Annotated in this window: 12 protein-coding genes and 2 pseudogenes; 2 read left to right on the forward strand and 12 right to left on the reverse strand. The window is 75.0% G+C overall.

Annotation, left to right across the window (positions count from 1 at the left end; all coding sequences use genetic code 11):
* Window positions 1-126: 126 nt before the first annotated feature.
* Window positions 127-864, reverse strand: a pseudogene (locus FVA95_RS06570) (hypothetical protein); the annotation flags it as partial.
* A complete protein-coding gene (locus tag FVA95_RS06575) occupies window positions 861-2,321 on the reverse strand; it encodes a hypothetical protein (protein WP_149663402.1) in 1,461 nt (486 codons plus the stop codon). The pseudogene FVA95_RS06570 and the gene FVA95_RS06575, both read right to left, overlap by 4 nt.
* A gap of 146 nt (window positions 2,322-2,467) precedes the next feature.
* Between FVA95_RS06575 and FVA95_RS06580 the strand changes: the two genes are divergently transcribed.
* Window positions 2,468-2,989, forward strand: coding sequence for a PepSY domain-containing protein (locus tag FVA95_RS06580; protein WP_149663403.1), 522 nt, complete (start codon window positions 2,468-2,470; stop codon window positions 2,987-2,989).
* Between the two features lie 140 nt (window positions 2,990-3,129).
* Here FVA95_RS06580 and FVA95_RS06585 read toward each other — a convergent pair whose 3' ends face one another.
* From FVA95_RS06585 to mftF, 7 genes and pseudogenes are all read right to left on the reverse strand, one after another.
* Window positions 3,130-3,438 carry a hypothetical protein gene (locus FVA95_RS06585; RefSeq protein WP_149663404.1) on the reverse strand — a complete coding sequence of 103 codons (309 nt, stop codon included), beginning with the start codon at window positions 3,436-3,438 and terminating at the stop codon, window positions 3,130-3,132.
* Window positions 3,435-4,451, reverse strand: a complete 1,017-nt coding sequence (locus FVA95_RS06590) for a P1 family peptidase (RefSeq protein WP_149663405.1) — start codon at window positions 4,449-4,451, stop codon at window positions 3,435-3,437. The genes FVA95_RS06585 and FVA95_RS06590 overlap by 4 nt, the downstream gene beginning before the upstream one ends.
* 75 nt (window positions 4,452-4,526) lie before the next feature.
* Window positions 4,527-5,246: an SRPBCC family protein gene (locus FVA95_RS06595; RefSeq protein WP_149663406.1), complete on the reverse strand. Its 720-nt coding sequence runs from the start codon at window positions 5,244-5,246 to the stop codon at window positions 4,527-4,529.
* An 84-nt stretch (window positions 5,247-5,330) separates the two neighbouring features.
* Entirely contained in the window at window positions 5,331-6,182 is an 852-nt protein-coding gene (locus FVA95_RS06600; RefSeq protein ID WP_075309902.1) for a xanthine dehydrogenase family protein subunit M, read from the reverse strand.
* A pseudogene (locus FVA95_RS06605) lies at window positions 6,179-8,662 on the reverse strand (xanthine dehydrogenase family protein molybdopterin-binding subunit). Before FVA95_RS06605 ends, FVA95_RS06600 begins: the two are co-directional and overlap by 4 nt.
* A gap of 1 nt (window position 8,663) precedes the next feature.
* Complete coding sequence (locus tag FVA95_RS06610; protein ID WP_149663407.1) at window positions 8,664-9,182, reverse strand: (2Fe-2S)-binding protein; 519 nt, start codon at window positions 9,180-9,182, stop codon at window positions 8,664-8,666.
* Window positions 9,183-9,563: 381 nt separating this feature from the next.
* Complete coding sequence (mftF, locus tag FVA95_RS06615; protein ID WP_240051316.1) at window positions 9,564-11,057, reverse strand: mycofactocin biosynthesis glycosyltransferase MftF; 1,494 nt, start codon at window positions 11,055-11,057, stop codon at window positions 9,564-9,566.
* Window positions 11,058-11,154: 97 nt separating this feature from the next.
* On the opposite strand from mftF, the gene FVA95_RS06620 reads away from it, so the two are divergent.
* The gene (locus FVA95_RS06620; protein WP_149663409.1) at window positions 11,155-12,288 is read left to right on the forward strand and encodes an alkaline phosphatase family protein; all 1,134 of its coding nucleotides are present in this window, start codon (window positions 11,155-11,157) and stop codon (window positions 12,286-12,288) included.
* Between the two features lie 7 nt (window positions 12,289-12,295).
* Here the strand turns inward: FVA95_RS06620 and mftE are convergent, their stop codons facing one another.
* From mftE to mftC, 3 genes are all read right to left on the reverse strand, one after another.
* Window positions 12,296-13,018: a mycofactocin biosynthesis peptidyl-dipeptidase MftE gene (mftE, locus tag FVA95_RS06625; protein WP_149663410.1), complete on the reverse strand. Its 723-nt coding sequence runs from the start codon at window positions 13,016-13,018 to the stop codon at window positions 12,296-12,298.
* Window positions 13,019-13,127: 109 nt separating this feature from the next.
* On the reverse strand, window positions 13,128-17,447 hold the full coding sequence (locus FVA95_RS31925) for a mycofactocin system FadH/OYE family oxidoreductase 2 (RefSeq protein WP_205015776.1): 4,320 nt from the start codon (window positions 17,445-17,447) through the stop codon (window positions 13,128-13,130).
* Window positions 17,375-18,610 carry a mycofactocin radical SAM maturase gene (gene mftC / locus FVA95_RS06645; RefSeq protein ID WP_193564309.1) on the reverse strand — a complete coding sequence of 412 codons (1,236 nt, stop codon included), beginning with the start codon at window positions 18,608-18,610 and terminating at the stop codon, window positions 17,375-17,377. The genes FVA95_RS31925 and mftC overlap by 73 nt, the downstream gene beginning before the upstream one ends.
* Between the last annotated feature and the right edge of the window lie 6 nt (window positions 18,611-18,616).

The following is an 18,616-nucleotide window of genomic DNA, read 5'->3' on the forward strand; positions in this document are numbered from 1 at the left end:
CCCGGCCGGTCCTCCATCCACCGGCGCGCCGTCTCCCCCGGCACCCGGAACGCCCGTGCCCTCCGGAACGGCCGTGCCCTCCGCACCGGCGCCCGATGGGTCGAACACACCATCGTGCTCGGTCACCAGGGTCCCGGCGGCGGTCGCGGCGGGCAGGACGTTCAGGGCCAGCAGCTCGTCGAAGGCCCGCTGGGCGGCGAGCTCCCGCACCTGCACCTGGTAGCGCGGCGTCGTCCGGTAGGCGCCCTCCGCACCGACCGGCACGAGGAAGCCCTGGTCGGCGAGGAACCGCAGGGCCTTGCCGACGATCCCGCGGGTGGTGGACTCCCCGACCCGGCCGTCCTTGGTCGCGGTGGCCTCCGGGCGGCGCTGCCAGACCCGCCAGACCTCCTCGAGCTGCGGGGCGTCGGACTCGGGGTCGACGGGACCCGCGGCTCGCTCGTTCAGCACCCGGCAGGCCTCGCGGACGGCGCCGTCGACGAGCTCCACCGAGACCCGGCCGACGTAGGAGTCGTCGCCGAGGTCGTCGGGGCGGGGAAAGGCCAGCGCGGCGACGGCGAGGTGCGCGATGCCGTGCAGGACCTTGTCCGCGCCCCGGTTGGCCAGCGCGGTGCGGCGGGCGTACTCGTCCATCCGGATCTCGAAGACCGAGCCCTCGGTGGCGGCGAGGACGATGCCCGGGCCGGTGTCGACGGCGAGCACGACCAGGCCGAGGCCGGAGGCGACGCGCTGCACGGTCGTGCGGAACTCGTCGTCCTCCCGGTAGCGGCGGACCAGGTCGGCGTAGTCGGGGTCGCGTCCGGGCAGCGCCTTGGGTCGCATGCCGTAGCCGACCAGGCGGGCCGCGGTCTCGGTGTCACTCATGTCTGCGCCGTCCGTCGGTTCGTCTGTCCGCCCTGCACACCGGCCCGCGCCAGCAGCAGGTCGGCGCCGCCGAACTCGGGGTCGTCGAGGACCGTCCCGTCGTCGACGGCGACCAGCACCGACGGGTCACCCTGGGTCCGGGCCGTGGCCACCGCCGTCCCGACGGCGTGCACCGCCCGCAGCGCGACCAGCTGCGGCAGGTCCGCCCCGGCAGCGCGGGCCGCCGCGAGCGCCGCGGACAGCCGCACAGGGTGCTCGATCTCGTCGGGCAGCACCGCGTCGGCGGCAGCCCAGGTCTCCACCCCGGACCGCTCGCGCGGCTGCGGGGCGAGCTCCGGCTCGGGCACCTCGGCGCCGAACGGGTCCCGGTCGCTCGGCGGCGTCAGCAGCGTCTCGACCAGCCCACCCAGGCTCGGCACCGACGGGTTGCGCACACCGGCCCCGGCCGCGAAGTAGCCGGTCACCGGGTCGTGCGCCGCCTCGACGGTCAGCGCCAGCGACGGCCGCAGGAGCTGCCCGAACACGTCGACGGCGGCCCGCTTCGGCTTCCCGGAGAACTGCTGGCGATCCTGCTCGGCGCGGAACGCGGCCCCCGCCTCCTGCAACCGCGCCTGCAGCTGGGTGTGCCGCTGGATGCAGTCGTCGACGACGGTCACCAGCTCCGCGGCCTGCCGGCGGCGCCCCGGCTCGGTGGCCTCGTCGCGGGCGTCGGCGATGTTCGCCTTGATCATCGTCTCGGCGCGGTAGCGGGCCTCGATGTGGGTCAGGGCCTCGTCGAGCAGCTGCGGGACCGCGTCCAGCCAGTCCACCGACCGGACGTCGCGGCGGGTGGCCTCCAGCTTGCGCCGCAACGACTCCGCGTACTGCACGGTCCGGTAGCGGGCCTGCTCGGCCGCCAGCCGGGCGTCGCCGAGACGACCGCGGACGATCAGCGTCTCCAGCTTCGTCTCGGCGGCCTCCTGGGCCGACTCGACGTCGGTGTCCAGTGCCCCGACCAGCACGTTGATCGCCTCGTCGGAGGCACGCAGGTAGATCCCGCCGTCCGGGGCGGCGACCTCGACGAGCAGCTTGAAGTCGAACCGGCGACGCACGTAGCGCCCCTCGTCGTCGGTCGTGCCGTACTCCACGGCGAACCCGCGGTCGATCGACCCCACGTTGATCAGGTTGTCGATCACCCACTGTGCGACGCGGACGTACTCCGACCGCGGCGCCCCCGGCACCTGCGCGCCGACGAACGGCAGCAGCCGCCGGACGACCTCCGCGTGGTCCGCACCGTGGTCGAAGTCCATGGCCAGGGTGACCTGGTCGATCGCCTGCAGCCCGATCTCGGCCATCTGGTAGCCGGTCGCGTCCCAGTCGAGCCGCCCCTTGCGGGCGTCGAGGTCGTGCAGCGGCGCCGTGCAGGCCAGGGCCTTCAGCCGGCGCGCCACTCCCTCGTCCGGGCTGATGGTCGACACCCCGACGACTGTAGTTCGACCGCTCCGGGCCCTAACGCCGCCTTAGGGCTCACGCAGCGCGACCTTGGGGCCGGCGACGGCACAGTTCCCACCGTCACCGGGTCGCACCGACCCGGACCAGCCGAAACCCCCGGAGGAAGATCATCGTGCGTACCCCGCTCACCGTTGCCGCCGTCGCCGCCACCGGCCTCCTGCTCGTCGGCGGGGGCACCGCCCTCGCATTCGGGGCGGGCGGTGCCCCCGACGAGCTCGCCGTCGTCCCGACCGGCACCGCGATCGCGCGCACCGCCGACCTGCTGCCCCCGGAGCTGCCCCGCACCGACGCCTCCGCGCCGACGACCGCCGCTCCTGCGCCCCCCGCGCCCGCGGTCGACCGCGCCGCCGCCGAGCGTGCCGCCCTGGCCGCCGCGGGCGGGGGTCGTGTCACGAAGGTCGAGTTCGACAGCGACGACCGGGACGACCGGGACGACGACCGCGACGCCGGCGACGACGACCGGGACCACTGGGAGGTCGAGGTCCTGAACGGCACCATCGAGCACGACATCGACATCGACGCCGCCACCGGCCAGGTCCTCGACCACGACCGCGACGACCAGGCCGACGACCACGCGGACGACCGGGACGACCACCGAGACGACCACCGGAACGACGACCGCGACGACGACTGACCCGGCCGCGCCCGGCGCGAGGCCGCTGTCCCGACCGCATCCGGCGCGACGCCGCCGTCCCGACCGCGCACGGCACGGCACGGAGCCGCCGTCCCGACCGCACCGCCGGCCGGGGCGGCGGCGTCCGAGCGCCGGGCCGGTCAGTCCCGGCCCGCGCTCCCGTCGGCCGCGGCCAGCACGGTCGCCCGCAGCAGCTCCCGCTCCCCGGACGGGGCGACGGCGTCGAGCAGCTCGTCGAGTGTGTGGCACAGCGTGTAGTAGCCGCTGAGGAACGACACGGTCCAGCCGTCGCCGAACGCGCGCACGTCCACGCCCCGCACCACGTCGTTCACCGCCCGGGCCGCGGCCCGCCGCCGGGGCAGCCCCACCAGACGCACGGCGTCCGGGTCCGGCGCGGGCGGCGGGCGCGGCGCACGCGGGCGTCCCAGCCACGGGTTCGGCGCGCTCACCGACCCTCCACGAGCGACGAGTACGACGGCCGGCCCGGCGCCGCCTCCGCCGCGAGCAGGGCGTGCGCCACGGCCCGCGCCGTCACCTCCGCCGCGGCCGCCTGCAGCGCGAACACCCCGGCCGCGTCCGGCACGGCCCGCGTTCCCGTGGCCAGCGCGAACGCGCAGTCGCCGTCGCGGATCGTGTGCACCGGGGAGATCGACCGGGCCAGGCCGTCGTGCGCCATCGTGGCCAGCCGGGTGCAGCCGACCTTGTCCAGGGCGGCGTCGGTGCCGACGACGACCAACGTCGTCGCCGTTCCCAGCGGGTTCACGTGTCCCGCGTACAGCTCCGCGAGCCGCTCCGGCGGGGCGAGGGCCGGAGCCACCCCGACGGTGAACTCGCCGGGAAGACCGTGCCGGGCGCCGTACACCGCACCGGTGGCCGGGTCCGCCGCCGCACCGGCCGAGTTGAGCACGACCAGCGCCGCGACCGTCGTCCCGGCGGCGGAGCCCTCGGTCAGTACCGCCGACGCCGAGCCGACGCCGCCGCGCAACCCACCGGACACCGCGCCGGTGCCCGCCCCGACCGAGCCCTGGACGACCGGACCGGCGTGCGCGTCGTCGTAGGCGGCCGCGCCGGTGTCAGCGGTCGGGCGGACACGGGCGTCGCCACCGCGGCCGAGGTCGAACACCACCGCGGCCGGCACGATCGGCACGACGGCGCCGGGCACGGGGAAGCCCTCGCCGTCGCGCTCCAGCCGGGCCATCACCCCGGAGGCGGCGTCGAGACCGAACGCGCTGCCCCCGGACAGGGTGACGGCGTGCACCCGCTGGACCGTCGCGACCGGGTCGAGCAGGTCGGTCTCCCGGGTGCCGGGCGCGGCGCCGCGCACGTCGACACCCGCGACCGCGCCGCCCGGCGGGGCCAGCACCACCGTCGTCCCGCTGCGGGCGCCCGGCCCGCTCACCGCCGCGTGCCCGACCCGCAGGCCCTCGACGTCGGTCAGCCCGTTCCGCTCACCCGCTCGCACCGCACCATCCTGCCCCGCAACGCCACGGGCCGGCACCGCGGAACGCGGTACCGGCCCGTCGCGACGTGCGGGGACTCAGCCCTTCGAGTCGCCGCGCAGGCGCTTGACCAGCACGAACAGCAGCACGAGCGCACCGATGCCGCCCAGCACGGGCGCGAGGCGCTTGAGCACCGGGGCACCCGCCGAGTCGAGCAGGTCGATGGCCTCGACCGGGCTGCTCTGCGGCTGGTAGGTGCGCTTCACCGGCGTGGGAGCGGCCTGCTCACCCGGAGCCGGCGGTACCGCCGGGATCGGGCTGGTCTCGTCGGCCGCGTGCTTCGGGCCGGCACCGTTGGACGACGCCCCGCCGTGCCCGGTCAGCTTGTCCGCGACGCAGCTCGAGAACTGGCCGATGATCTTGTCGGCGACGTCGGAGATGACCCCCCGGCCGAACTGCGCCGGACGACCGGTGACGGTCATGTCGGTGACCATCGTGACCGAGGTCTTGTCCGGCCCGTCGGCGACCATCGTGCCGGTCACGATGGCCTTGGCGGTGCCGTTGCCGCGGGCGTCGCGGCCGGACGCGTCGATGACGACCTTGTGGTTGGCGTCGTCCCGCTCGATGTAGGTGCCCTTGCCCTTGTAGGTGAGCGAGATCGGGCCGAGCTTGACCTTGACGGTGCCCTGGAACGAGTCGCCCTCGTACTCGGTGAGGGTCGCCCCGGGGAAGCACGGCGCGATGAGCTCCGGGTCGTTGAGCGCCTTCCAGGCGTCCTCGATCGGCGCGGCGATCGTGAACTTGTTCTCCAGCTGCATGTGTCTTCCAAGCCTCCTCGAACGAAACCGGCGCCGGTCCGGGAACCCCGGAACCGGCGCCGGCGTCGGCGTGCTTCTGGTTCGTCAGCCGGCGGCGGCCAGCACCGCACGACCGGTGAGCACCTTCGCCAGGTGCTCACGGTAGTCGGCGGCGGCGTCGGCGTCACTCGGAGCGGAGGTGCCCTCCAGGGCGTGCTCCGCCGCGGCCTTCGCGACGTCCGGACCGGCGGACTTGCCCACCAGGGCCTGCTCGACACCGGTCGCCCGGATCGGCGTGCTGCCCATGTTGGTGAGTCCGACGCGGGCCTCGGTGATGGTCCCGCCGTCCACCTTCAGCGCGACGGCGACGGCGACCATCGACCACGCCTGGGCGACCCGGTTGAACTTCTCGTAGTGGCTCTTCCAGCCGGTGTACTTCGGGAACCGGATCATGGTGAGGATCTCGCCCTCGCCGATGGCGGTCGTGAAGTAGTCCTGGAAGAAGTCCTTCGCCGTGACCAGGCGGGTCCCGCCGGAGCCGAGGATGACGAACTCGGCGTCCAGGGCCAGCGCGGCCGCACCGAGGTCACCGGCCGGGTCGGCGTGCGCGAGCGCACCGCCCAGCGTGCCGCGGTGGCGGACCTGGGGGTCCGCGACGGTCTCGGTGGCCCGGGCGATCAGCTCGACGTGGGTGTTCACCAGGTCGTTGCGCATGACCTCGTGGTGGGTGGCCATCGCGCCGACCATGACGTACTGGTCGTCCTCGCCGATCCGCTTGAGCTCGGGGATGCCCCCGAGGTCGATGATCGTGCTCGGCGCGGCCATCCGTAGACGCAGCACCGGCAGCAGGCTCTGGCCGCCCGCGAGGATCTTGGCGTCCTCACCGGCCGACTGCAGGGCCGTCACGGCCTCCTCGACCGAGGAGGGCCGGACGTAGTCGAACTTCGCCGGGATCACTGGACCTCTCCCTTGGGGTTGTTCGGGTCGATGGAACCGAGGCCGGCGCCGGGCGCGTGGACGTCGCTCGGGGTCTCCTGCGGGTTCCTGCCCTTGGCGACCTGCAGGGCGCGCCACACGCGCTGCGAGGTGGTCGGCATCTCGATCTCGTCGACGCCGAGGTGGCGCACCGCGTCCAGCACACCGTTGAGGATGGCCGGGGTCGAGGCGATGGTGCCCGCCTCGCCGACGCCCTTCACACCGAGCGGGTTGGACGTCGCCGGGGTGGAGACCGTCTCGGTGGTGAAGCTCGGCAGGTCCGCCGCGGACGGGATCGTGTAGTCGACGAACGTGGCGTTGACCAGGGTGCCCTGGTCGTCGTAGTTCGCCTCCTCGAACAGGGCCTGCGCGATGCCCTGGGCGAGACCGCCGTGCACCTGCCCCTCGACGATCAGCGGGTTGATGACGTTGCCGATGTCGTCGACGCAGACGTACTTGCGCAGCGTGACCCGGCCGGTGTCGGTGTCGACCTCGATGGCCGCCAGGTGCGTGCCGTGCGGATAGGAGAAGTTCTCCGGGTCGAACACGGCGTCGGAGTCCAGCGACGGCTCCATGCCCTCCGGGTAGTCGTGCGCCATGAACGCGGCGAACGCGATCTCCTGGATGGCCTTGCCCTTGTCGGTGCCCTTGACCGTGAACTGGCCGTTCGCGAACTCCAGGTCGTCCTCGGAGGCCTCGAGCAGGTGCGCGGCGATCTTCTTCGCCTTCTCGATGACCTTGTCCGCGGCGTTGACGATCGCGACACCGCCGACGACCAGGGAGCGCGAGCCGTAGGTGTCGAGGCCCTTCGGCGCCACCTGGGTGTCGCCGTGCAGGATCTCGACGTCCTCGAACGCGACGCCCAGCTTGTCCGCGACGATCTGCGAGAACGCCGTCTCGTGGCCCTAGCCGTGGGCGGAGGCACCGGTGGTGACCTCGACCTTGCCGGTGGCGAGCATCCGGATGCTCGCGGCCTCCCAGCCGCCGGCGCCGTAGTCCAGCGAGCCGAGCACACGGGACGGGGCGAGACCGCACATCTCGGTGAAGGTCGAGATGCCGATGCCCAGCTGGACCGGGTCGTTGTTCTTGCGACGCTCCTCCTGCTCACGGCGCAGACCGGCATAGTCGAACAGCTCCATCGCGCGCTGGGTGGCCTGCTCGTAGTTGCCGGTGTCGTAGGTCAGGCCCACGACCGTCGTGAACGGGAACTCCTCGTGCTTGATCCAGTTCTGCTCGCGCAGCTCCATCGGGTCGCGGCCGAGCTCGACGGCCAGCTCGTCGAGCATGCGCTCGACGGCGAAGGTCGCCTCGGGACGGCCGGCACCGCGGTAGGCGTCGGTCAGCGTCTTGTTGGTGAAGACGTTGGAGCAGGTGAACTTCAGCGCGGGGATCTTGTAGATCGCGTTGAACATGAACGCACCGAGGATCGGCACACCCGGCCCGACCAGGCCCAGGTAGGCGCCCATGTCGGCGTAGAGGTGGACGTCGAACCCGGTGATGGTGCCGTCCTTCTTGGCGGTCATCACGAGGTCCTGGATCTGGTCCCGGGCGTGGTGCGCGGTGAGCATGCACTCGCTGCGGGTCTCGGTCCACTTGACCGGCTTGCCCAGCTTCTGCGCCAGCAGGACGCAGAGCATCTCCTCGGGCAGCACACCGATCTTGCCGCCGAAGCCGCCGCCCACGTCGGGGGCGATGACGCGCAGCTTGGACTCCGGCACCCCGAGGGTCACCGTGGTCATGGTGCGCAGGATGTGCGGCACCTGGGTCGCGGCCCAGATCGTCAGCTGCTCGCCGGTCGGGTCCACGACGCAGGAGCGGGGCTCCATGAACGCGGGGATCAGGCGCTGCTGGCGGAAGCGGCGGCGGACGACGACGGAGTCGCTGTCGGCCTCGGCGGCCTTGATGGCCTCGGCCACGTCGGCACCGGTGCCGGCCGCAGCGGAGTCGAACACCCAGGTCGCGGAGACGTTGGTGCCGAGGTCCGGGTGGACGAGCTCGGCGCCGTCCTGCGCGGCGGCCTCCATGTCGAGGACCGGCTCGAGCGGCTCGTAGTCGACCTCGACGAGCTCGGCGGCGTCGCGCGCGGCGGCGGCCGACCGGGCGACGACGACGGCGACACCCTCACCGGAGAAGTTGACGCGGCCGACGGCGAGCACCGGGCGCTGCGGGGCCTTCTGGTCCGGGGTGATCGGCCACGCGCAGGGCATGCCGACCTCCTCCGCACCGAGGTCGGCCGCGGTGTAGACGCCGAACACACCCGGGGCCTTCTCGGCCTCGGACTTGTCGATCGAGGTGATGGTCGCCCGCGCGATCGTCGACCGGACGATGGCGATGTGGACGGTCCCCGGCGGGGTGATGGAGTCGGTGTAGCGGGACCGGCCGGTGATGAGGCGCTGGTCCTCCTTGCGGACCCGTGCCTTGCCGATCTCGCCGGTCGTGGTGGGTTCGGCGGTCGTCGTCACGTCAGTTACCTCCCGCAACCGGGGCGGCCTGGCCGGAGGGCTGAGCAGCGGCTCCCGGCTTCATGTTCTTCGCCGCGGTCTGCACGGCGCGCACGATGTTCTGGTAGCCCGTGCAGCGGCAGAGGTTGCCCTCGATGCCCTCCCGGACCTCCTGCTCGGACGGGTCGGGGTTGTCCCCGAGCAGGTCCACCGCAGCCATGATCATTCCCGGCGTGCAGTACCCGCACTGCAGGCCGTGGCACTCGCGGAAGGCCTCCTGCACCGGGTGCAGCTGACCGTCGCGGGCGAGGCCCTCGATGGTGGTGACCTCGGCACCGTCGGCCTGGACCGCGAGCACCGAACAGGACTTCACGCTCTGTCCGTTGAGATGAACCGTGCAGGCACCGCAGTTGCTGGTGTCGCAGCCGATCAGCGTCCCCGTCTTGCCCAGCGTCTCCCTCAGGTACTGCGCGAGCAACATGCGGGGCTCGACGTCGTCGGCGTAGTTCACGCCGTCGACGGTGACCCGGACCTCTGTCATGAACTCTCACTCCTCGTACGCGACCACGCACGCTGAAGCGCGGGGTCTGACCGGGGATTTCGCCCGAGGAACGCCGTTCGCCGTCGCCTGACTCGCGACCACGCCGGCGCGCCCGGAAAAGTTGCCGCACGTCTCGTGTGGCAGCGCCCACATCACACTCCCGATCTTCCTGGGGTGCAAGGAGCCCGGAGCGGGCGGAGCGGAGGTCGGATGGCGTGTCGCCGACGTCACGGCGACGGCCTGTCGTGCGCAACCGCAGGCGCGGAGAACGCAGGCGCGAGCCGCCCGCAGAAACGGATCCGTGACGCAACACGAATCACCCGTTCGGACCAGCCCGGACGGAGTGGTTCCACGTCGCAGGTCAGGGAAGCCTAACCTGTGTCAGCGTCGAACGCCAGGACCGGTCGGCCGCAGCGGGGCGGTCGTGCGGTGCTCGACCGCCCCCCGCCACAGCCCGGCCCCGTAGGCGAGGTCGTCGAGCCGGTGCGCCAGCAGGTGCAGCAGGGGCCCGGTGCGGACCCGCGGGTCGCGGTCGCGGTGGCGCCACCAGTCGGCCAGCCCCTCCGCCAGCGCCGCCACGACGACCGCGCGGCGGGCCCGGCGCGACACCAGGCAGCCGAGGGCGGCGACCGGCCAGAAGTGCCGGGTCAGCGCCGACGCCGTCTGCCACAGTGCCCCGGACAGGCCGAGCGCGGTGAGCAGCGCCGCACCGCGCCGCGGCCGCTCGAGCCGGGGCAGCGCGCGGGACAGCCGTTCGGTCGCGGCTCCGGTGACGACGGCGGCGAGCGCCGTCGCCCCCCGTCGCTGGACGAGCAGGAGCAGGCAGACCGCCGCCGTCCACGGCGAGAGGATCACCGGCGGGACCGCGCCGGGGTGCCTGCGCGCCAGCGGCGCCGCCCCGGTGCCGTAGAACGCCTTGCGCCGCAACCACTCCCCGGGGTGCGTGCGGTGGTCGTGGGCGACGCGGGAGACGGGCTCGAAGCGCATCGCCCAGCCGACGTCGTGCAGGCGCAGGACGAGGTCGACGTCCTCGGCGACGTGCATCCGCGGATCGAACGCGACCGGGCCGACCGCCGACACCCGGACGAGCATCGCCGCGCTCGGCACGTAGGCGACCCGGGACCGCGGCACGACCAGCGCCGGGTCGGGGCCCAGGTCCAGCGACGAGCGCACCGCCTCGTAGCGCCCGACGGCGCCGCGCAGCCCACCGCCCCGCTCCGGGTCCAGCGCCACGATCCGCGGTGCGACGAGGCCGACCGCGGGGTCGGCGAGGTGGGCGAGCAGCGGGGGCAGCCAGCCGGGTTCGGGGACGACGTCGGAGTCGAGGAACACCACGAACGGGGTGGTCGCGGCGGCCAGGCCGGCGTTGCGGGCGGCTGCCGGTCCGCGCGGGGTGGCGTGCCGCAGCACGGTCCCCCCGGCCCGCTCGACGGCGCGGCGCAGCGGTGCCGGGTCGGCGGACCCGTCGTCGACGACGATCGGGCCGGCCACCCCGGTCCCGGCCAGCGCGGCGAGGAGCCGGTCCAGCGGCCGGTCCTTCACCGGGACGACGACGGTGACCTCGGCCGGGGTGATCCCGGCCGGTGCGTCGGGTAGGGGGTGGGCGAGCCCGGCGTCGAGGAGGGTGCGGGCCAGGGACCGTTCGGTGGGGCCGGTGACGACCAGCGGGCGCCCGGGGGTGGGCAGCAGCGCGCGGGCCCGCGCGGACAGGTGCACCAGCCGGGGCGGGGCGCCGCCGAGCAGGGCCGTCCCGCCGTCGAGCCGTCGGGTGCGCCGGTCGAGCAAGACCCGGAAGCCGTCCGGGAGCCTGCGGTCCGCCGGGCCGGCCGGTTCCCCGGTGGACGGGCGGTCGGGGTCGGTCCGGGCGGCGGTCACCTCGGGGAGCCTTCCATCCCCGGCCGTGGCGGGTCGACACCCGCACCTGCCCGATCGGCGTGGTCCGCCCGGGCCCGGCCGGGGCAGACTCCCGGGCATGTCCGAGGTCCTCCCCCGCTACGGCTCGGCGACGCTGGCCGACGTCCTGCCCGCCCTGATGCACGCGATCGGCGTCCCGCTCGACGAGCGGCCGCCCGCGTTCGTGCTCCCGCAGGCCGGGGCAGCGGTGCTGCTGCTGGTCGACGGCCTCGGCCACGAGCTGCTGCACGCCCACGCCGACGACGCGCCGGTGCTGGCCGGGCTCACCGACGCCGGGCCGCTGGCCGTCGGCTTCCCCTCGACGACGCCGATCAGCCTGACCTCGCTCGGCACCGGGCTGCCCCCGGGCGCGCACGGCACCCTGGGCCTGCGGTTCCGCGTCGACGGGGAGCTGCTCGACGCGCTGGGCTGGTCCTCGGGCCGCCGGGATCTGAGGACGACGCTCGTCCCGGAGCGGGTGCAGCCGGAACCGACGGTGCTGGAGCGCGCCGCGGCGGCGGGCGTCGCGGTGCGGTCGGTGTCGCCGCTGGAGTTCCGGACGTCCGGGCTGACCCGGTCCGGACTGCGCGGCGGCGAGTACCGCGGGGTCGCCGCGCTGGGCGACCTGGCCGTCGAGATCCTCGCCGGCGTCGAGGGGCAGGGGCCCCGGCTGGTCTACGGCTACCACGCCGACCTCGACAAGGTCGGCCACCTGTACGGTCCGGGGACTCCGGCGTGGCGCTGGCAGCTGCGCCAGGTCGACGCGCTGCTCGGGATGCTCCTGGCCGAGCTGCCCGCGGGCACGCTGCTGGCCGTCACCGGCGACCACGGCATGGTCACAGTCGACCGGACCGTCGACGCCGACACCACCCCGGCGCTGACCGACGGCGTGGCGCTGCTCGGCGGGGACCCGCGCGCCCGGCACGTCTACACCGCACCCGGTGCGACGGCCGACGTGCTCGCCGCCTGGCGGGCAGTGCTCGGCGACGACGCGTCCGTCGTCACCCGGGAGGAGGCGGTGGCCCGGGGTTGGTTCGGCCCGGTCGCCGACCGGGTGCTCGACCGGATCGGCGACGTCGTCGTCGCGATGCACGGGACGTCCGCGCTGGTCCGGACCGAGGTCGAGCCGTTCCTGTCGACGTTCCCCGGCCAGCACGGCTCGTTCACCACCGCCGAGCAGCTGGTGCCCCTGCTGGTGCACGCCGCGGCGTGACCCCGCGCTACGCCCGCGGCGGGCGGAGACGCCCGGTGCCGGGATCGGGGTCCCAGGCGGTGACGGCCGCCGACGCCGTCGCGGTGATCGCCGCGAGCAGCCGCAGCCCCTCCTCGGCCGACGCCCCGGCCGGGTCGCCGAGCACGCCGTTCGGGCTGACCGCGGCGATCCCCCCGGCCCGCAGCTCCCCGATGACCTCGCGCAGCGGCCGGGTGTCGCCCGCCTCGGCGCGGTCGGCGCGGACCGTCCCGGGGTTCAGGTGGGTGAGCAGCGAGGTCTCGTAGCGCCCGGCGTGGGCGTCCAGCGGTACGCCGGGGACGTCGGCGACGCAGGACAGCCAGCCGGCGTCGCGGCCCTCGTGGCGCAGCAGGGTCACCGCGGACCGCAACGCGGCGACGTTGCCGCCGTGCCCGTTGAGCAGCACCAGTCTCGACGCCCACCGGCACGCCGAGCGGCCGTACTCGACGAGCACGGTGCGCAGTGCGTCCTCCCCGATCGACACGGTGCCCGGGAAACCCTCGTGCTCGCCCGCGGCGCCGTAGGGCAGCGCGGGGGCGAGGACCAGTCCCGGGTCGGCGTCGTGCAGCGCCGCGGCGACCGCCGAGGCGACGGCGGTGTCGGTGCCCAGCGGCAGGTGCGGGCCGTGCTGCTCGGTGGAGCCGACCGGCACGACCAACGTGTACGCCGCGGCCGGGTCGAGGTCGGGCCAGGTGAGATCCGCGAGCAGCACGGTCCCAGCCTGCCCGGTCGGGCCCCGGTCCGGTGCGGCGCGGTCACCCGCGACGACGACGCCACCCGGCGGCCCGGAGGCCGCTCGGCCGGCGCGCCGGGGCCGGTGGTCACGGGACGACAGCAGGGACCGGCGACGGCTGCAGGTCGAGCAGCGTCCCCTCGCGGATCGCGGCGTCGAACCGGCGCGGGGCCAGGGCGTCGCCGATGCGGTGCACCGGCCACGGTCCGTCGGCCAGTGCGGTCCAGAGGCGGGTGACGGGGACGGTGGCCGTCGCGGCGACGACGGCGCCGACCTCACGACGCTCGGCGCGACCGGTCGGGTGGTGCAGCAGCTCCACCGTGCAGACCGGTCCCCCTGCGCAGCCCGGCCCCCCTGCGCTCTGCTCACCCCTGCGCAGCACCCCGAGCACGGCCCGGTCGGTGCTGCAGCGGATCCCGGCGGCGTGCGCGCGGCGGCGGAACCCCTCGCGGTCCAGGGTGAGCCCGAGGTCCTGCCCGACGACGAGCGCCGGGGTCACGACCTCGACGGCGTGCCCGCGGGCCGCGAGCAGCTCGGCGACCGAGGTGGCCTGGTGGAACCCGAGCTCGTCGACGACGAGCACCGGGCCCGCGGGCAGGCGCACCCCGGCCAGCACGTCGTCGACGGGGACGGTCAGCCGCTCGGGGTCCCACGGCGGGGTGGCGGGCACCGACCCGGTGGCGACGACGACCGCAGCGGGGTCCAGCTCGTCGACGAGACCGCGGTCGACGGTCGTGCCGTACCGGACCTCGACCCCGGCCGCGTGCACCTCGCGCAGGAGGTCGGCGACGACGTGGCCGAGCTCGGCCCGCCCGGGCGCCGTCGCCGCGAGGGCGAGCTGCCCACCGGGGGTGCCCGCGCGTTCGGCGAGCAGCACCCGGTGCCCACGTCCGGCGAGCGACGCCGCCGCGGCGAGCCCGGCAGGCCCGGCCCCGACGACGAGCACCCGCCCCGGTCCGGGGGCGGCGGACCGGGCGAGCGGGACGAGCCGCTCACGTCCCGCGGCCGGGTTGACCGCGCAGCCCAGCGGCAGGTTCAGCCCGACCCGGCCGATGCAGTCCTGGTTGCACCCGACGCAGCGGCGCACCGGGCGCCCGGTGAGGGCCTTGGTCGCGAAGCCGGGGTCGGCGATCTGCCCGCGGACGACGCCGACGAGGTCGCACTCGCCGCGTGCGAGGTCCGCGGCGGCCTGCTCGGGTGTGGTGAACCGGCCGACCCCGATCACCGGGAGGTCCGCCCCGGCGGCCCGGACGGTGCGGCGCAGGGTCGCGGCGAGGTGCCCGGCGTAGCCCGGCGGGGTGTGCATGGAGGGCTCGATGAGGTGCAGCGTCGAGGTGGCGACCCCGATCGAGGTGTTGAGGTGGTCGACCTGTCCGGTCGCGGCGAGCCGGCGGGCGAGGTCGGCGCCGTCGGCCGGGGTGATGCCGCCCTCGATGCGCTCGTCGACCCCGATCCGCAGGCCCAGCACCGGGTCCGGGCCGATCGCGGCGCGGACGGCGGCGACGACGTCGAGCACCAGCTTCGCCCGGTCGCGACCCCAGGCGTCGGTGCGGTGGTTGGTGGCCGGGGAGAGGAACAGCCGCAGCAGCGAGGCGTGCGAGCACTGGAGCTCGACGCCGTCGAACCCGCCGGCGACGCAGCGCGCGGCGACGTCGGCGAACGCGGCGACGATCTCCCCGATCCCGGCGGCGTCGAGCTCGGCGGGGACCTCCCGGAACATCGGGTCGGGCAGCGCCGACGGCCCGACGACGGCCGCGCGCGAGTACATCCCCGACCCTTGCGCACCGTTGTGGTTGAGCTGGGCGAGCACGAGCGCGCCGTGGGCGTGCACCGCGTCGGTGAGTGCGCGGTAGCCGGGCAGCACGGCCGGGTCGTGACCGCGGATCAGCCGCTCGTACGGCCGGTCCGACGGGTGGACGGCGTGCTCCTCGGTGATCACCAGTCCGGCGCCGCCCGCGGCTCGGGCCGCGTAGTAGGCGGTGTGCCGGTCGGTCGGCATGCCGCCCTCCGCGAAGCCGGTGAGGTGGGCGGTGACGACGATCCGGTTGCGCAGCGTGGAGCGGCCGAGGCGCAGGGGGTCGCCGAGCCGGGGCGGCGGGAGTTCCCTGTCCGCGGATTCCGGCGGCGTGTCCCCGGCGACCCCGGCGGGCCCGATCGTGTCACGTGCCCCGGCGCCCGAGCCGGGTCCGGGCTCAGGACCGGTCACGGCGCGGGCCGTGCGTCCCGCCGTCGCGTCCGCCTCTGCCTCCACGAGGGCGAACGCAGCCCGCCGCCCCTCCCACACCGCCTCGGCGAGCGTCCGCGGCGCGACCCGGTCCCCCGCGAGGTGACAGCCGGGCAGCGCCGGGAGCGCGTCCTGCGGCAGCCGCGGTCCGCAGTCTACGACGGCCGCGCACGGCACGGTCGTCACCGCTGCGGTGTGGACGTCCACCAGCTCCGCGACGCCGCCGCGCACCGCTCCCGGCCGGGTGAACAGCGCCCGCCGGACCCCCGCCCGTTCCAGCCGCGCGTTCGCCGCGGCCATGTCCCCGCAGCGGCCGAGCTGGTGCCCGGCGACGGCGTCCGGGGTGGACAGCACCACCCGGTACCCGGCTCCGGCGAGCAGCTCCGCGACCCCCGGCCCGGTCCAGTCCCCGAGCGGGTCGACGACGAGCACCGCGACGACACCGGCTGACCGCGCCACCCCCGCGCAGAGCTCCGCCGCGGCGAGCACCGGGACGTCCGCGTCGACCACCGGTGGCGACGACCGGGACCCGGTCGCGAGCACCACCGCCACACCCCGCTCCCGGGCGGCGACGAGCGTCGCGGCGTCCACCTCGGACCCCAGCCGGACGTCGACGCCGAGCCGGTCGAGCTCCGTGGCCCACCACGGCGCCGCGAGCGCGAGCCGGTCCCGGCCGGGCAGCACCGCCGCCGCGGGCAGCAGGCCGCCGAGCCGGTCGGCGCGCTCGTGCAGCGTGACCGGATGTCCGCGCAGTGCCAGCGTCCGGGCTGCTTCGAGCCCCGCGGGCCCGCCCCCGACGACGAGCACCGCCCGCCGGGGTGCCACGCCGCGTTCCGCGGAACGCGGCGGGACGGTGTCCGGGTCCGGGTCCGGGTCGGTCCGTTCGTGGCCCGACCGGGGCTCCAGCTCGTCGCCGACCACCGGGTTGCGCGGGTCCCGAGCCGCGGCGAGGGAGTTGGTGAGCAGGCACGGCCGGATCCGCTCCGGTGTCCCGGCCCGGGCCAGCGCGACGAGCCGCGGGTCCGCGATCTGCGCTCTCGTCATCTCGACGATATCGGCGTCGCCGCTGCTCAGCGCCTCCTCGGCGAGCGCCGGGGTGGCGACGCTGCCGGCCAGGACGACCGTCGTCGCCCCGGCGACGGCGCGCCGCAGCCCGCCGCACCGGCCCCGGAGGAACGCCTCGGGCGTGTGCAGGTCCGGCCGGGTCGCGGCGACCGACAACGCGCTCCCGACGACCGGGACGAGCAGGTCCACCCGGTCGGCGACGGCCCGGGCGATGGCGAGGCCGTCGTCACCGGTGACACCGGCCCAGGGTGCGAGCTCGTCCACGCACAGCCGCACCGCCAGCAGGGGGTCCGGTCCGATCGCGGCCCGCACGGCGTCGAGGACCTCGCGCAGCAGCAGGGCACGGTCGCGGCCGTACGCGTCGTCGCGGTGGTTGGTCAGGCCGGAGCAGAACTGGCGCAGCAGCGAGTGCTGTCCGGCGGAGATCTCCACACCGTCCACACCGCTGTCCACAGCCGCGCGGGCCGCATCGGCGAACCCGCGGACCACTGCGTCGATCTCCGCGGCCCCCATCGCGACCGGGACCTCACGGGACACGACGTCGGGGACCGACGACGGCGCCCACAGCGGGTGCCCGGAGTGCGCGGAGCTGCCCTGCCCACCGGCGTGCGCGAGCCCGGCGAGCACGAGCGTCCCGTGCGGCCGGCACGCCGCGACGACCGCCGCCCACCCTGCCGCAGCGGGCACCCGCGCGCCGTCCCGGTCGCCGAGATGCAGCTCAGCGGGCTCAGGAGACCCACGATTCCCGCTGGGCTGCATCTCGACGCGTGCCGACGTCCCTGCGGAGCCGAGCGACGCGACAGGGGCGGCGGGCGGGAACGCGGCGGGGGCATAGGCGTAGGGATGGTCCGAGGCGTGCACCGACGCCGGCTCGGTCACGACGATCCCGGCGCCCCCCGCTGCCCGGGCGGCGTAGTAGGCGACGTGCCCGTCGGTGATCTCCCGGGCCGCGTTCCCGAGGTTGGTCTCGTGCGGCCCGAACAGCACACGCGACGGGGCCCGCCGACCACGGAGGTCGACGGGCCCCGTCAGCAGCAGGTCCGTGGTCAGCGGGTCGCGACCGGCTGCGCCGCGGGCACGGCGTCCGGCGCGAACCCGGCGAGCGGGTTCTCGTCGCACGCCCGGTCCGGCCGGCGCGGCGGCGGGGTGAGCGAGAGCATCGTCGGCTGCTTGGGCGCGCGGGAGTTGCGCGGCGCGGAACGCGAGTGGTCCACGTCGGACTTCGGGATCACCGCGTCGGAGGAGCGCGCGGCCAGCATCGCCTCGCCGTAGCCCTGCACGCATTCCGGGTCCGGGCCGTCGAGCGGCAGGCCGGTGAAGAACTTCGCCGCCATGCAGCCGCCCTGGCAGGAGTCGTAGTGCGAGCACGACGCGCACGCCCCGCCGGTCTGCGGCTGGCGCAGCTCGGTGAACAGCTCGGAGTGCTCCCATACCTCCTTGAAGCCGCCCTCGTCGCGGACGTTGCCCGCCAGGAAGTTCTCGTGGATCGCGAACGGGCAGGCGTAGACGTCGCCGACCGGGTCGATCAGGCAGACCACGCGGCCCGCGCCGCACAGGTTCAGCCCGGGCAGGGCCTCGCCGTAGGCCGACAGGTGGAAGAACGAGTCGCCGGTCAGGACCTGGTCGCCGTTCGCGACCAGCCAGTCGTAGAGCTGCTTCTGCTGGGCCTGGGTCGGGTGCAGCTCGTCCCAGACATCGGCACCGCGGCCGGACGGGCGGAGCCGGGTGATGCGCAGCTGGGCGCCGTACTTGTCGGCGATGGCCTTGAACTCGTCGAGCTGGTCGACGTTCTCGCGGGTCATCACGACCGAGATCTTGGGGTGCTTGAAGCCCGCCTCGGCGAGGTTCTCCAGCGCGGTGATCGCGGTGTCGAACGAGCCGGGGCCGCGCACGTAGTCGTTGACCTCGGCCGTCGCGCCGTCCATCGAGATCTGGATGTCGACGTAGTCGGTCGCGGCGAGCTGCGCGGCACGGGCCTTGTCGAGCTTGACGCCGTTGGTGGAGAACTTGACGCCGACGTCGTGGGCGATGGCGTAGTCCAGCAGCTCCCAGAAGTCCGGGCGCACGGTCGGCTCGCCGCCACCGATGTTGATGTAGAAGACCTGCATGCGCTGCAGCTCGTCGATGACGGCCTTGGCCTCGGCGGTGCTCAGCTCGCGCGGGTCGCGCCGCCCCGAGCTGGACAGGCAGTGCACGCACGCGAGGTTGCACGCGTAGGTGAGCTCCCAGGTCAGGCAGATGGGCGAGTTCAGGCCGTACTGGAAGTGGTCGACCAGCTTCACGGGCAC

The organism is Pseudonocardia sp. EV170527-09, assembly GCF_008369905.1.
Taxonomy (GTDB): domain Bacteria; phylum Actinomycetota; class Actinomycetes; order Mycobacteriales; family Pseudonocardiaceae; genus Pseudonocardia.